Annotated in this window: 15 protein-coding genes and 1 pseudogene; 4 read left to right on the forward strand and 12 right to left on the reverse strand. The window is 60.1% G+C overall.

Translation table 11 applies throughout. The annotated features are described in order from the left end of the window. Position 1 precedes the first annotated feature (1 nt). Positions 2-886 (forward strand): phosphoribosylaminoimidazolesuccinocarboxamide synthase, encoded by an 885-nt coding sequence (locus L6418_RS00125; RefSeq protein ID WP_237247456.1) that lies wholly within the window; start codon positions 2-4, stop codon positions 884-886. Further along, positions 883-1,518: a carbonic anhydrase gene (locus L6418_RS00130; RefSeq protein WP_237247457.1), complete on the forward strand. Its 636-nt coding sequence runs from the start codon at positions 883-885 to the stop codon at positions 1,516-1,518. The genes L6418_RS00125 and L6418_RS00130 overlap by 4 nt, the downstream gene beginning before the upstream one ends. On the opposite strand, the gene L6418_RS00135 is transcribed toward L6418_RS00130, so the two are convergent. Continuing rightward, positions 1,519-2,136, reverse strand: a complete 618-nt coding sequence (locus tag L6418_RS00135; RefSeq protein WP_237247458.1) for a DUF4124 domain-containing protein — start codon at positions 2,134-2,136, stop codon at positions 1,519-1,521. Next, a complete protein-coding gene (pyrE, locus tag L6418_RS00140; protein WP_237247459.1) occupies positions 2,133-2,777 on the reverse strand; it encodes an orotate phosphoribosyltransferase in 645 nt (214 codons plus the stop codon). Before pyrE ends, L6418_RS00135 begins: the two co-directional genes overlap by 4 nt. Positions 2,778-2,846: 69 nt before the next feature. Between pyrE and L6418_RS00145 the strand changes: the two genes are divergently transcribed. Then, positions 2,847-3,623 (forward strand): exodeoxyribonuclease III, encoded by a 777-nt coding sequence (locus L6418_RS00145; RefSeq protein ID WP_237247460.1) that lies wholly within the window; start codon positions 2,847-2,849, stop codon positions 3,621-3,623. Here the strand turns inward: L6418_RS00145 and L6418_RS00150 are convergent. Continuing rightward, the gene (locus L6418_RS00150) at positions 3,620-3,877 is read right to left on the reverse strand and encodes a hypothetical protein (protein WP_237247461.1); all 258 of its coding nucleotides are present in this window, start codon (positions 3,875-3,877) and stop codon (positions 3,620-3,622) included. The two genes, L6418_RS00145 and L6418_RS00150, sit on opposite strands and share 4 nt — an antisense overlap. Positions 3,878-3,964: 87 nt before the next feature. Here L6418_RS00150 and L6418_RS00155 point away from each other — a divergent pair. Then, a pseudogene (locus L6418_RS00155) lies at positions 3,965-4,543 on the forward strand (DUF2238 domain-containing protein); the annotation flags it as partial. Between the two features lie 372 nt (positions 4,544-4,915). Here L6418_RS00155 and L6418_RS00160 read toward each other — a convergent pair. From L6418_RS00160 to thiD, 9 genes are all read right to left on the reverse strand, one after another. After that, positions 4,916-5,635 (reverse strand): hypothetical protein, encoded by a 720-nt coding sequence (locus tag L6418_RS00160; RefSeq protein WP_237247463.1) that lies wholly within the window; start codon positions 5,633-5,635, stop codon positions 4,916-4,918. Between the two features lie 24 nt (positions 5,636-5,659). Continuing rightward, positions 5,660-6,916 (reverse strand): AmpG family muropeptide MFS transporter, encoded by a 1,257-nt coding sequence (locus L6418_RS00165; protein WP_237247464.1) that lies wholly within the window; start codon positions 6,914-6,916, stop codon positions 5,660-5,662. Between the two features lie 3 nt (positions 6,917-6,919). Further along, on the reverse strand, positions 6,920-7,522 hold the full coding sequence (gene metW / locus L6418_RS00170; RefSeq protein WP_237247465.1) for a methionine biosynthesis protein MetW: 603 nt from the start codon (positions 7,520-7,522) through the stop codon (positions 6,920-6,922). Further along, positions 7,519-8,655: a homoserine O-acetyltransferase gene (locus tag L6418_RS00175; protein WP_237247466.1), complete on the reverse strand. Its 1,137-nt coding sequence runs from the start codon at positions 8,653-8,655 to the stop codon at positions 7,519-7,521. The genes metW and L6418_RS00175 overlap by 4 nt, the downstream gene beginning before the upstream one ends. Positions 8,656-8,846: 191 nt before the next feature. Then, complete coding sequence (gene hemB, locus L6418_RS00180; RefSeq protein WP_237247467.1) at positions 8,847-9,848, reverse strand: porphobilinogen synthase; 1,002 nt, start codon at positions 9,846-9,848, stop codon at positions 8,847-8,849. A 208-nt stretch (positions 9,849-10,056) separates the two neighbouring features. Then, the gene (gene yihA, locus L6418_RS00185) at positions 10,057-10,656 is read right to left on the reverse strand and encodes a ribosome biogenesis GTP-binding protein YihA/YsxC (protein WP_237247468.1); all 600 of its coding nucleotides are present in this window, start codon (positions 10,654-10,656) and stop codon (positions 10,057-10,059) included. Next, complete coding sequence (gene hemL / locus L6418_RS00190; protein ID WP_237247469.1) at positions 10,656-11,939, reverse strand: glutamate-1-semialdehyde 2,1-aminomutase; 1,284 nt, start codon at positions 11,937-11,939, stop codon at positions 10,656-10,658. The genes yihA and hemL overlap by 1 nt, the downstream gene beginning before the upstream one ends. After that, entirely contained in the window at positions 11,936-12,565 is a 630-nt protein-coding gene (thiE, locus tag L6418_RS00195; protein ID WP_237247470.1) for a thiamine phosphate synthase, read from the reverse strand. The genes hemL and thiE overlap by 4 nt, the downstream gene beginning before the upstream one ends. A gap of 75 nt (positions 12,566-12,640) precedes the next feature. Next, positions 12,641-13,480 carry a bifunctional hydroxymethylpyrimidine kinase/phosphomethylpyrimidine kinase gene (gene thiD, locus L6418_RS00200; protein WP_237247471.1) on the reverse strand — a complete coding sequence of 280 codons (840 nt, stop codon included), beginning with the start codon at positions 13,478-13,480 and terminating at the stop codon, positions 12,641-12,643. Positions 13,481-13,591 lie beyond the last annotated feature (111 nt).

Raw genomic sequence — 13,591 nt, forward strand, 5'->3', positions numbered from 1 at the left:
AATGAGCGTACTACACGAATCCAATCTGACCAGCCTGAAATTCCTGCATCGCGGCAAAGTTCGCGACCTGTATGAAGTCGACGCCGATCATTTGCTGATCGTGCAGACCGATCGACTTTCCGCATTCGATGTGATCCTGCCTACGCCGATCCCCGGCAAGGGCGAGGTGTTGACCGCGGTGTCGAATTTCTGGTTCAAGAAACTGGCCCATGTCATCCCCAACCACCTGTCCGGCATCGATCCGGAGTCGGTGGTGAAGACCGAGGCGGAAAAAGCGCAAGTGCGCGGTCGCGCCTTTGTCACCAAGAAGCTCAAGCCCCTGCCGATCGAAGCGATCGTCCGTGGCTACCTGGTGGGTTCCGGCTGGAAGGACTACAAGAAGACCGGCGCCGTGTGCGGCATCCAGTTGCCGGCGGGATTGCAGGAAGCGCAGAAGCTGCCGCAACCCTTGTTCACACCTTCGACCAAGGCTGCGGTAGGCGAACACGACGAGAACATCTCGTTCGAGGAAGCCAGGAAGCTGCTGGGTGCGGAGATGGCCGAACAGGTGAAGAATGCCACCCTGGCGCTGTATACCCAGGCGGCGGACTACGCGTTGACCAAGGGCATCATCATCGCCGACACCAAGTTCGAATTCGGTACCGATGCCGCAGGCAAGCTGTATCTGATCGACGAGGCGCTGACGCCCGATTCCTCGCGCTTCTGGCCAGCCGACCAGTACAAGGTCGGCAGCAATCCTCCGAGCTTCGACAAGCAGTTCGTGCGCGACTGGCTGGAATCCTCCGGCTGGAACAAGCAACCGCCCGCACCGCAGGTCCCCGCGGACGTGCTGCAAAAGACCGCGGACAAATACCGCGAAGCACAACGCCTGCTGACCGGTGCATGAATACGATCCCGAGCAAACTGATCGAGGGCTTCCGGCGTTTTCGGGAACGGCATTTCGAGCGCAACGACAGCTTTTACCAGCAGCTGGTTGCCAAAGGCCAGACGCCCAAGACGCTGGTCGTTGCATGCTGCGATTCGCGGGTGGACCCTGCGCTGGTGCTGGATTGCGAGCCGGGTGACCTGTTCGTCGTCCGCAACGTTGCCAACCTCGTCCCGCCGCTCGAAAGCCGCGCCGGGCATCACGGAACCACCGCGGCCATCGAATACGGCGTGCGCACCTTGGGTGTCGGCCACATCATCGTGTTCGGGCATGCACACTGCGGCGGCATCGGCGCCCTGGTCCGGAACGGCGGGGTGAGCGATCCCAATTCGTTCATCGACGACTGGATGTGCCTGGTGGAAAGCGCCCGCAGCAGCGTGATGGCAGAGATGCCCAACGCCACACTGGAAGAGCAGACGCGCGCCTGCGAACAGCGCGCCATCCTGGTCTCGCTGGATAACCTGATGACCTTCTCCTGGGTGCGGGAACGCGTCGAGGCAGGACAGCTCATCCTGCACGGCTGGTACTTCGATATCGAACGCGGAGAGTTGCTGCGTTACGATGCAGCGCGGCGCGCGTTTGCCGCGCTGTGATTACTTGCCGGTGCCGGAACTGCCGCCGGACAAACCCTTGAGCTCGCGATAGCGCTGCTTGTCGGCTTCGTAACGCGCTTTTACGGCATCCATTTCCTTCTGGTTCACATCGATGTTTTTCTGCAGGTCGGCGACGCGCACTTCGGCAGCAGCCAGGTCGTCGGTCAACGATTGCGGGATCTTCCAGCCCTTCTTGGTCCGGCTGTCGGCTTCCTGATGCAACCCATCCAGCGTGGACTGGGCGGATTTGAGCATGGTGGTGTAACTGTTCAGGCGCGCCTCGATCTGCAACAGGTTGCGGTCGCGCGCAAGGTCGATCTCCTTCTCGTTGCTGTAGCTGTTCAGCAACGCCTGGTCGTGGCGGCTGGCTTCGATGGCCGCCTTGTCAACCACCGATTCCTGCTTGGATGACTTGAGCTTGTCGTCGAAGGTTTCGCTGCGGTCGGTCACCCGCCCATGATCGAGCTCCTTGGTATCCCGATCCGCGTACTCCGGAGGAATGGTCTCGCCGTAATGCGTGGTACCGTCCTTGTCCACCCATTTATACAGCTTGGCTTCCGCATTGAGGCTGAAGACGATGCACAGGGCGGAAACGGCAAGCAGACTGGATTTTTTCATTCTTTCACTCCGTAACGGTCGCGATAGGATTGGACCGCGTGCAGATTCTGCACCAACTGGGCTTGCCCCTGCAAATAGTCGAGCAGATCGTCCAGCGCGGCGATGGAAATGACCGGCAGGCCGAAATCGCGCCGCACTTCCTGCACCGCCGACAATTCGCCCTGCCCGCGTTCCATGCGGTCCAGCGCGATCACCACGCCGCAAGGGGTGGCGCCGGACGCGCGGATCAGTTCGATCGATTCGCGCACCGAAGTCCCGGCCGAGATGACATCGTCGATGATCAGCACCCTGCCCTGCAGCTTTGCCCCCACGGTGGTTCCGCCCTCGCCGTGGTCTTTCGCTTCCTTGCGGTTGAAGCAATACGGCACGTTGCGCCCCTGCTCGGCCAGCGCGATGGAAGTGCCCGCTACGAGCGGAATGCCCTTATAAGCAGGGCCGAACAGCATGTCGAACTCGACGTTGGAGGCCAGGATGGCTTGTGCGTAGAACTGGCACAGCTCGCGCAGCGCAGCGCCGTCCTGGAACAGGCCGGAATTGAAGAAATAGGGCGAAAGACGTCCGGCCTTGGTCTGGAACTCGCCGAAGCGCAACACGTTCTGCGCGACGGCGAAGCGGATGAAATCCTGGCGGTAAGCGTGCATGGATAGCTTTGCAGTTGGATTGAACAGAGCCGCCATTATAATGCGCGGACTTATCCAGCGAGAGACTTCATGCGCATCATCACCCTAAACCTGAACGGGATCCGTTCGGCTTACAACAAAGGCCTGCTGGAATGGTTCGGCAAGCAGGATGCCGACATTCTGTGCGTACAGGAACTCAAGGCCCAGGCCGACGACATGACCTCCGACATGCTCGCCCCGTTCGGCTACCACGGCTATTTCCACTATGCCGAGAAGAAGGGCTACAGCGGCGTCGGCATCTACTCCAGGCGCAAGCCGGACAACGTCATCGTCGGTCTGGGCATCCCCGAATTCGATGCCGAAGGACGCTACATCGAGGCGCAGTTCGGCAATCTCAGCGTGGTGTCGCTGTACCTGCCCTCCGGTTCCAGCGGTGAAGAGAGACAGGCCGTGAAGTTCAAATTTCTGGAAGCCTTCATGCCGCATCTTGTGGAACTTCGGCACAGTGGCCGCGACGTCATCGTCTGCGGCGACTGGAACATCGCCCATACCGAGAAGGACCTGAAGAACTGGCGCGGCAACAAGAAGAACTCCGGCTTCCTGCCGGAAGAGCGCGCTTGGCTCACCGAGCTGTTCGACGAAGTCGGTTTCGTCGACGTGTTCCGCAAGCTGCATCCCGAACTGGAAGCGTATACCTGGTGGTCGAACCGCGGCCAGGCCTGGGCCAAGGATGTCGGCTGGCGCATCGACTACCAGATCGCCACCCCCGGCATCGCCGCGAAGGCCGTCACGACGGGCATCTACAAGGAGCAGCGCTTCAGCGACCATGCACCGCTGATGGTGGATTACGAGAAGGATCTGGCCTAGCGGGCGGGAGTGTCGGACGGTGGGCCGGCCGGGGCAGCGTCGCTGGTCGCCGTACTTGCGGGAACGAGCTCGGCCGCCCCGGCCGCAACGGGCTCGGAAGCGGGCACCTGCCGTTCGGCAACGGCGCGCTTCTTCTCCCGGGAGGCAGTGCCCAGCGAGGTGATGGTCTGGGTCAGCAGGTATTTGGCTATCATGATGACGACGATAGCCACCAGCAACATTACCGCCAGACGTTTGATCTTGCGCTCATCCATGCGGCCAGTTTAGCAATGACTTGAACCGGTGCGCAAACCGGTATTGCAAGGAACAAAATGAAAACAGCCAACGAACCATCGCTGCTCCTGATCGCCGGCAGCATCCTGCTCGCGATCACCGCCATCCACCCGCACGACTACCTGACCTGGTGGATGGAGACGGCGCCCATTTTCATCGCCGTGCCCATCTTCGTTGCCACCTATAAGCGTTACACCTTAACGCCGCTGGTCTATCGTCTGTTGTTCCTGCATGCGCTGATCCTGATGGTCGGCGGGCACTACACCTATGCCGAAGTGCCGCTGGGATACTGGATGGAGCACTGGTTCGGCTTCCTGCGCAACGACTACGACAAGATCGGCCACTTCGCGCAGGGCTTCGTGCCGGCTCTGCTGTTCCGCGAACTGCTGCTGCGCAGCTCGCCGTTGCAACGCGGCAAACTGCTGTTCACGCTGGTCACCGCCAGCTGCCTTGCCGTCAGTGCCTGTTACGAACTCATCGAGTGGGCAGCCGCCGTGACGATGGGGCAAGGCGCGGATGCCTTCCTCGGCACGCAGGGCGATCCATGGGATACGCAGACGGATATGTTGATGGCATTGATCGGGGCGGTTTGTGCGCAGGTGGTGTTGGGGAAGGTGCAGGATGGGCAGTTAGTTCGTCGGGCCTGAGCAAGCGGAGCCTCCAACAGTTCCCTCTCCCTCCGGGGGAGGGTTAGGGTGGGGGAACGCTCGTTGCATGTTCTCTTCTTTCAAAACCAATACAGTCGGGGGTAGCCCGACAGCTAGTCACTTTTCTCGTCTTGCCGAGAAAAGTAACCAAAAGAGGGCGCCCCCGGTTTGCCGCCCACTGCATGGGTTCCCTGCGTTGCTCGAACAGTCAGGCGGCTGCGGAACTCGCGCTACGCGCTCAGACAGTCCTCGCCGACTACCCCTGACTGTTCTCCGCTACTCGGCGGCGCACAGGGGAAGGAAAAGCAAAATCAGAGACCACACCGTGTGGGCACTTCGCGCCCACACCCGCACGCTTCACTTGATGTACTGTTAGGAGCGCTTATTTGATTCCAAGTAGCCGTGAAAAAACTTTCCATCGCCGCCAAACATGACAATTTGAAGCGAAATGTCATAGTTTGTCGAGTGGCGCTTTCCCCCAATATCAAGAAAATCAATTTGAGCGCTTAAAATGGGGGTGACTGGGAAATCTGCTCTGTCTTTGTCTTTTGCAGCGAGATACAAGAGAGCGGAACAGAGCTGGACAAATACTAATGGCAACCTTATGACACTGGAATCCTTTTGAATAGATACGGGCAGTAAATAGTCCAGCGATTCTTCCTGTTGATTTCTCCATATTGAGGCACCGTTGCCAAGAGTATCTGATTTGATAGTCAGCACTCCATTTTCCAAATCAAAATAAACCGGGGTTAATGTTCGCTGAGCGAGCTGATTTACTTGAGCGACCATCTCTTCGATAGGAAATGACCACCTGATTAACAAATTCTTTGCAGTGCCAAGGCCAACATTAACTAGAGGCATCGAAAAAAATGGAAATCCTTCCCCCGCTGCTTGAGTGCTTAGCTTTGGAACCCAATGAGATGGTATGACGGGATCCTGAGAACCTTCGAAGTGTGTTCGGGAAATTACAAGTTCGGGTCGATAGGAGGCAACTCTTTGCTGAACCATTTGACGAACAGTCAAGAACGTTGCTATGGCAGCTAGAAATGCACCAACACTGGCAGAAAGTGCGATGATTTGGTCGATGGTCATGAGCGAAACAGTTATGTGGAAGATTCAGAAGTCATTCTGTGGCATCTGTCTCCACGGCGCAACCTTAAGCAACAACAACATCCCCGGCACCGCCAGCACTGCACACAAGAAAAAGAAGTTCGTCCATCCCATCGTCTCCACCAGCCACCCCGTCGCCGCATTGGCGAAGGTGCGCGGCATCGCCATCAGGCTGGTGAACAGTGCAAGCTGGGTGGCGGTATAGGCCGGGTGGGTGGTATGCGCCATGAAGGCGACGTAAGCCACGGTGCCTAGCCCGACGCCCAATGCTTCCAGGCCGATGACCAGCGCCAGCTGGGTGCGCTCGATCGCGGTGATCTCGGCGTGATGGCCGACCGAGGCCAGCCAGGCGAAGCCGAAGATGGAGACGATCTGCACCACGCCGAACAGCCACAACGCGCGGTTGATGCCGATCCTGATCATCCACAAGCCGCCGAGCAAACCGCCGACGATGGAGGGCCACAGCCCGGCGTTCTTGGCGATGAGGCCGATGTCGGATTTGGAGAAACCCATGTCGAGGTAAAACGGCGTGGCCAGCGCGGTGCACATGCTGTCGCCGAGTTTGTAGAACAGCAGGAAGGCGAGGATCAGCAGCGCGCTCTTCCAGCCCTGGCGCGTGATGAATTCATGGAACGGCTCGACCACGGCTTCGCGCAGCGTCTTGGGCGGCGACGCGCGGTGCGGCTCGCTCACTATCAGCGTCATCGCCATGCCGGGCAGCATGAACAGCGCGGTGACGATGAACACCCAGTTCCACGCCATGTGGTCAGCCAGGATGAGCGACAGCGAACCGGGTACCAGTCCCGCGATGCGGTAGGCGTTGACGTGGATAGCGTTGCCCAGCCCCAGTTCGCTGTCGCTCAGCAGTTCGCGCCGATAGGCGTCGAGCGCGATGTCCTGGGTGGCGGAGAGGAAGGCAAGCAGGGTGCAGAACAGCACGATGGAGGACATCCCGGTTTGCGGAGAGAAGCCGCCGAGCATGGCGATCACCAGCAACAGGCCGGCCTGGGACAGCAGCATCCAGCCGCGGCGGCGCCCCAGTGCCGGAAGGACAAAGCGGTCCAGCAGCGGCGACCAGACGAATTTCCAGGTGTAGGGGAACTGGATCAGCGCGAACAGGCCGATGGTCTTGAGGTCGACCTGCTCGCTGCGCAGCCAGGCAGGAACCAGGTTGAACAGCAGGAACAGCGGCAGGCCGGAAGAAAAGCCCGTGAACACGCAGATGAGCATGCGTTTGGTGAAAAGCTGCTCCCAGACCGTCATGGATCAGGCATCGCGCCGGAAGCGATAGACGGCGGTAGTGCCGCGCAGGCTGGGCAATACATGCACGTCGCGACCATCGGCCATCACATGCCGCCCGAGGATGCGTATCTGCAGGTGAGCGCAGAGGATCTCGAAATCGTTCAGCGTGCACAGGTGCACGTTCGGCGTGTCGTACCACTGGTATGGCAATTCGTCCGAGACCGGCATGTTGCCGCGCAGGACCTGCAGGCGATTTTTCCAGTAGCCGAAATTGGGAAAGCTGACGATGCCTTCGTGGCCGACGCGCACGATCTCGTTCATCAGCGCTTCGGTATGGTGGGTCGCCTGCAGCGTTTGCGACAGGATGACGAAATCGAAGGATCCATCTTCGAAATCCGCGATGCCGGATTCGAGATCGCTCTGGATCACATTCACGTTATTGACGATGCAGGCGGCGATGTTGGCGTCGCTGATCTCCACGCCGTAGCCGCGCACGGCACGGGTTTCGCGCAGGTAGCGCAGCAGGCTGCCGTCGCCGCAGCCGAGATCGAGTACCGAGGAGCCCTGCGGTATCCAGGCGGCGATGGCGGCGAAATCGGGCCGCGACAGGATGATGGACGAATTCATGGCGAGGTCCCTTCTGCTGCCACGCGATCCAGGTAATTGCGCATCACGGCGAAATACTGCTCATCCTGCATCAGGAACGAGTCATGGCCGTGCTGGGAAGAGATTTCGGCATAGCTCACGTCCAGCTTGTTGTGCAGCAGGGCGTGCACGATCTCGCGCGAACGCTGCGGCGAGAAGCGCCAGTCGGTGGTGAACGAAACGACGAGGAACTTCGCCCTGGCGGCAGCGAATGCGCGGTTCAGGTCGCCGTCGAGCTCGCGCGCCGGGTCGAAATAATCCAGTGCCTTGGTCATCAGCAGGTAGGTATTGGCGTCGAAATAGGCTGCGAACTTGTCGCCCTGGTAACGCAAATAGGACTCGATCTGGAATTCGATGTCGTAGCTGAAGTTCAGCTTGCCATGGCGCAGTTCGCGTCCGAACTTGTCCGCCATCGCATCGTCGGAGAGATAGGTGATGTGGCCCAGCATGCGCGCCAGGCGCAGGCCGCGCGTCGGTACCACGCCGTGCTGGTAGAAATCGCCGCCGTGGAAATCCGGGTCGGTCAGGATGGCACTGCGCGCCACGTCGTTGAAGGCGATGTTCTGGGCAGTGAGATGCGGGGCGGTGGCGATGGCCAGCACATGCCGCACGCGATCGGGATAGGCCAGCGCCCACTGCATGGCCTGCATGCCGCCCAGGCTGCCGCCGACCACGGCGGCGAAGCAGCGTATGCCAAGATGGTCGGCGAGGCGCGCCTGCGTTTCCACCCAGTCTTCCACGGTCACCACCGGAAAGCTTGCACCATAGGGTTTGCCGGTGCGCGGGTCTTTGCTGGAGGGGCCGGTGGAGCCATGACAGCCGCCCAGGTTGTTCAGGCCGACGACAAAGAACCGGTTCGTGTCGATGGGTTTGCCCGGCCCCACCATGTTGTCCCACCAGCCGACATTCCTGGCATCGTCCGCATAATGGCCGGCCACATGGTGGTGACCGGATAACGCGTGGCAGATCAGGATGGCATTCGACTTGTCGGCGTTCAGGGTGCCATAGGTCTCGTACATCAATTCATAGTGCGGCAGCACCGCGCCGCTCCTGAAAGTGAGAGGCGTGTCGAAAATGGCGCGCTGTGCGCTGACGATGCCAACTGAAGCGTTCAAAGGGACTCCAAAGAAAAACCCGCACAGCTTGGTGGCTAGAGCGGGTCTTCTCGCTTTAGCTGGTATGTTTAACGTGCCCCGCAAGCTGAACTCAAATCGGCACCGGACGAAGTTTCTGTGTTTTGGCGGATCGTGTCAACCCTGAAGGCCTTGCCGCCTTCAGGGTGGCGAATCGATCCGGTGTTGCGTTCCTATCCCTTCAGCCAGCGCGCCGCGTCCAGCGCGAAATAGGTCAGGATGCCGTCGGCACCGGCACGCTTGAATGCCAGCAATGCTTCCAGCACGCATGCTTCCTCGTTCAGCCAGCCGTTCTGCGCAGCAGCCTTGAGCATGGCGTATTCGCCGCTCACCTGATAGACGAAAGTTGGTGCCTTGAATTCGTCTTTAACGCGACGAACGATATCGAGGTAGGGCATGCCGGGTTTGACCATGACCATGTCGGCACCTTCCTGCAGATCGAGGCCGACCTCCCATAACGCTTCGTCGGAGTTGGCCGGATCCATCTGGTAGGTGTATTTGTTGCCCTTGCCCAGGTTGCCGCTGGAGCCGACGGCATCGCGGAACGGCCCATAAAAGCTGGAGGCGTATTTGGCGGAATAGGCCATGATGCGGGTGTAGATGCGGTTGTGCTCATCCAGTGCCGCGCGCACTGAGCCGATGCGCCCGTCCATCATGTCGGAAGGGGCGACGATGTCGGCACCGGCTGCGGCATGGCATTGGGCTTGTCTGGCCAGCACTGCTACCGTTTCGTCATTCAGGACATAGCCGCTGTTGTCGATCAGACCATCCTGACCGTGCGTGGTATAGGGATCGAGCGCAACATCGGTCATCACACCGAGTTCGGGAAAATTCTTCTTCAGGGCGGCGACCACGCGCGGCACCAGTCCATCCGGATTATAGGCTTCGCGTGCATCGAGGCTTTTCAGCGGTGCATCGATCACCGGGAAGATCGCCATCACGGGCACGCCCAGCTTCACGCATTGTTCGGCTTCCTTGAGCAGCAGATCGAGGGTCTTGCGCTGCACCCCCGGCATTGATTTCACATCTTCGACCTTGTTGTTGCCTTCCAGCACGAAAACGGGATAGATGAAGTCCGCCGGAGTGAGTATATGCTCTCGCATCAGGTCACGAGAGAACACGTCGCGGCGCATCCGGCGCATGCGTTTGTATGGATATTGTCCGAGTGTTTGCATGGTTATTCCTGAAAATTATCAAATTACCGGAACTATTTTCGCATAGTCCCCTCAGAGTCAGTGAGCGGCGTAAGTTGCTTCCCGTTTCTCCTCCCTGAGCGGGTGTCTTTACCCTGTAAAGACCTTCTGCCCCTGACCTCCCCCTTTGGTTCAGGGGCTTTTTTTATCCATGATATCCGAAGGTGAGCCGAAATCGGGTGTGCAGGCCTTAATCCTGGGCGGCGAACCAGCTCGCGATCACCGCTTCAGCTTCATCCATCCCCAGTTTTTTCAGGCTGGAAAAAAGTTGCACCGTACATTGCGGGAAGTGTTCGGCTAGGAACTCCCTGACTTCGCGCAGCGTCCTGGTCGATTCCTGCCTGCTCAACTTGTCCGACTTGGTAAGCAGGATGTGGATAGGTTTCCCGGTGGGTGCGAACCAGTCCAGCATGCCTTGATCGCGCTCGGTAAGCGGATGGCGGGCATCCATGATGACCACCAGGCCACACAGTTCTTCGCGCGTCTGCAGATACTCGCTCAACAGTTGTTCCCAGTGCGCCTGAACATCCGGCGGCACCTTGGCATAACCATAGCCGGGCAAGTCCACCAGGTATCTATGGTCGCCGAGATCGAAATAGTTCAAGTGCTGGGTGCGTCCCGGCGTCTTGCTGGTGAAAGCCAGTCGCGTGTGGTTGGCCAGCGTATTGATGGCGCTCGACTTGCCGGCGTTGGAGCGGCCGACGAAGGCGACCTCCCTGCCGCCGTGCAGCGGCAGGTCGCGCATGTGGTTGACCGTGGTGTAGAAGGTCGCTTTGGAGAAGAGTCCCACTACTGCCAGACCGAGAATATCTTGTCTGCTGCCGCGACGGTCGCTGCGATATCCGCTTCCGTATGCGCTGCCGAGACAAAGCCGGCCTCGAATGCCGACGGCGCCAGATAGTGGCCGGCATCCAGCATGGCATGGAAGAAGCGGTTGAACGCTTCCTTGTCGCATTTCATCACCTCGGCATAGCTGGTCGGCAATGTCTTGCTGAAATACAGGCCGAACATGCCGCCGACCGATTGCGCGCAGAAGTCGATGTTGTGTTTCTTCGCCGCAGCGGTAAGGCCCTCGGTGAGCTGTTTCGCCAGCTTGGCGAGGTTGTCGTAGAAGCCGGGCGCCTGTACCAGCTGCAGCGTGGTCAAACCTGCAGCCACTGCCACCGGATTGCCGGACAGCGTGCCGGCCTGGTAAACCGCACCGAGCGGAGCCAGGCAGTTCATGATGTCGCGGCGGCCACCGAACGCAGCGGCGGGCAGGCCACCGCCCATCACCTTGCCCAGCGTGACGAGGTCGGGCTTGATGCCATAGTAGCCCTGCGCGCCTTGCAGGCTGACGCGGAAGCCGGTCATCACTTCGTCGAGGATCAGCACCGCGCCGTGCTTGGTGCACAGGTTGCGCAACGCATCGAGGAACTCGCGCTTGGGCGCGACCAGGTTCATGTTGCCGGCCACCGGCTCGACGATGACCGCGGCGATCTCCTTGCCCATGTCGGCAAAGGTTTTTTCCAGGCCGGCCGCATCGTTGTAGTCCAGCACGGTGGTCAGCGCGGCGATCTCGGCAGGCACGCCGGAAGAGCTGGGCTGGCCGAACGTCAACGCGCCGGAACCGGCCTTCACCAGCAGGCCGTCGGAGTGGCCGTGGTAGCAGCCTTCGAACTTGACGATGCGCGAACGCCCGGTGAAGCCGCGTGCCAAGCGGATCGCGCTCATGGTTGCTTCGGTGCCGGAACTGACCAGGCGCACCATTTCCAGGCTGGGCAGGATCTTGCACAGCAGATTCGCCAGCTCCAGTTCGCTTGCGGTCGGCGCGCCGAAACCGAGTCCCTGCGCCGCCGCATCCTGCACCGCCTTCACCACTTGCGGGTGGCAGTGACCGACGATCATCGGTCCCCATGAGCCGACGTAATCAGTATATTTTTTTCCATCCGCATCCCATACATAAGCGCCCTGCCCGCGCTGGAAAAACAGCGGCGTACCGCCGACAGAGCGGAAAGCGCGCACCGGCGAATTGACGCCGCCGGGGATGACCTTCTGGGATTGTTCGAAGAGGGATTCGTTTTTGGAAGTCATTGCCTAGTCCTGCTGAAAAGTGTTGAAAATCCTTGTGCGCTTGCTTCGATGTCCGGGGCGGCCCAAAGTGCCGTAATCACTGCCAGCGCATCTGCGCCTGCAGCAATCAGCGCAGCACCGTTCTGCTGCGTGATGCCGCCGATGGCGACGATGGGTACGTCCAGTTCGCTTCGGGCCGCCGTGAGCATCTGCACGTTCGCCTGCACCGCATCCGGTTTGACGCTTGAAGGGAAGAATGCGCCGAACGCAACGTAATCCGCGCCTTGCCGCACCGCCTCATGCGCCAGCGCGACGCGATTATAGCAAGATACGCCGACGATCCTTGCATTGCCCAGCAGCGCGCGCGCCGCCGCCACGCTGCCATCCTCGCCTCCCAGGTGAACGCCGTCGGCATCAACCTGCGCGGCCAGTTGCGCATCGTCGTTTACGATGAAGGTGGCGCCGAATTCACGGGTCAGCTCGCGCAGGGCCCGCGCGTGCTGCAACCTCAGCCCGGCCGCAGCGGTCTTGTTGCGATACTGCAGTATGCTGGCGCCACCCTGCAAAGCCAGACGTACGAGCCGGGATAATTCGGCGGTATCGGCTACATCGGGTGTGATTGCGTACAAGCCGTGAATCGGATTCACGGCTTCCCCTTCCTCAACCGTCCCCTGCGAACGGGAAAGGTAGCAATCGAGAAAGACAATCCTGAAATTCTGCCGTCAATGACGGGTCGTACTTTCATCTTCCGCATCTTCGTCGCGCGCCCAGAACAGGCGATCCGGGATGTGTTGTCCCATGCCGGGACGGAAACCGTATTTCAGCGCTTCCCAGGTGTATTCCTGGGCTTCATGCACGGCATCTTCCATCGACAGTCCGTTCGCCAGCAGCGCGGCGATCGCCGCCGCCAGCGTGCAGCCGGAGCCGTGATAGATGCCGGGCAGGCGTGGCCAGTTGTCGCTGCGGACCAGGCCGCGTTCGCCATACAGGTTGTTGACGACCTTGGGCGTGTGCTCGTGCGTGCCGGTGATCAGTACGTATTCGCAGCCCAGCCGCAGGATGCGCTTGGCGCATTCGGCAAGCTCGGGATCGTCCTGCTCGTTGTCCTCGTCCTGCACCAGCCGCCTGGCTTCCATGCTGTTCGGGGTCAGGATGGTCGTCTGTGGCAGCAACAGTTCGCGCATCGCGTCCAGCATGTCTTCATTCGCCAATTCGTCACCGCGGCCGGAAGCCAGCACCGGATCGAACACCAGCGGGATATCGGGGTAATCCGAGATTACTTCGGCGATGACCGCGATATTCTCCACGCTGCCCAGCAGGCCGATCTTGAACGCGGCAACGGGCATGTCTTCCAGCACCGTACGCGCCTGGTCGGCCACCCAGTCGGCATCTATCGGCTGCACATCGTCTACGCCGCTGGTGTCCTGCACGGTGATGGCCGTGATCACCGACAGCGGATGGCAACCCATGCTGGCGATGGTCAGGATATCGGCCTGGATTCCGGCTCCGCAACTCGGGTCGGCTGCAGCAAAGGTCAGAACAATGGGTGGGACGTCGGACATGTTGTCATCTCGATCAATTCAAAATTTGGGCGCACCGTGCGTTGCACGATGCTTGCGCCACGCCTTGTCGCCTGGACCGTTGCCGGATTGCCATTGATGCGCAAGATGCCA

The sequence above is a fragment of the Sideroxyarcus emersonii genome, assembly GCF_021654335.1.
GTDB classification, from domain to species: domain Bacteria; phylum Pseudomonadota; class Gammaproteobacteria; order Burkholderiales; family Gallionellaceae; genus Sideroxyarcus; species Sideroxyarcus emersonii.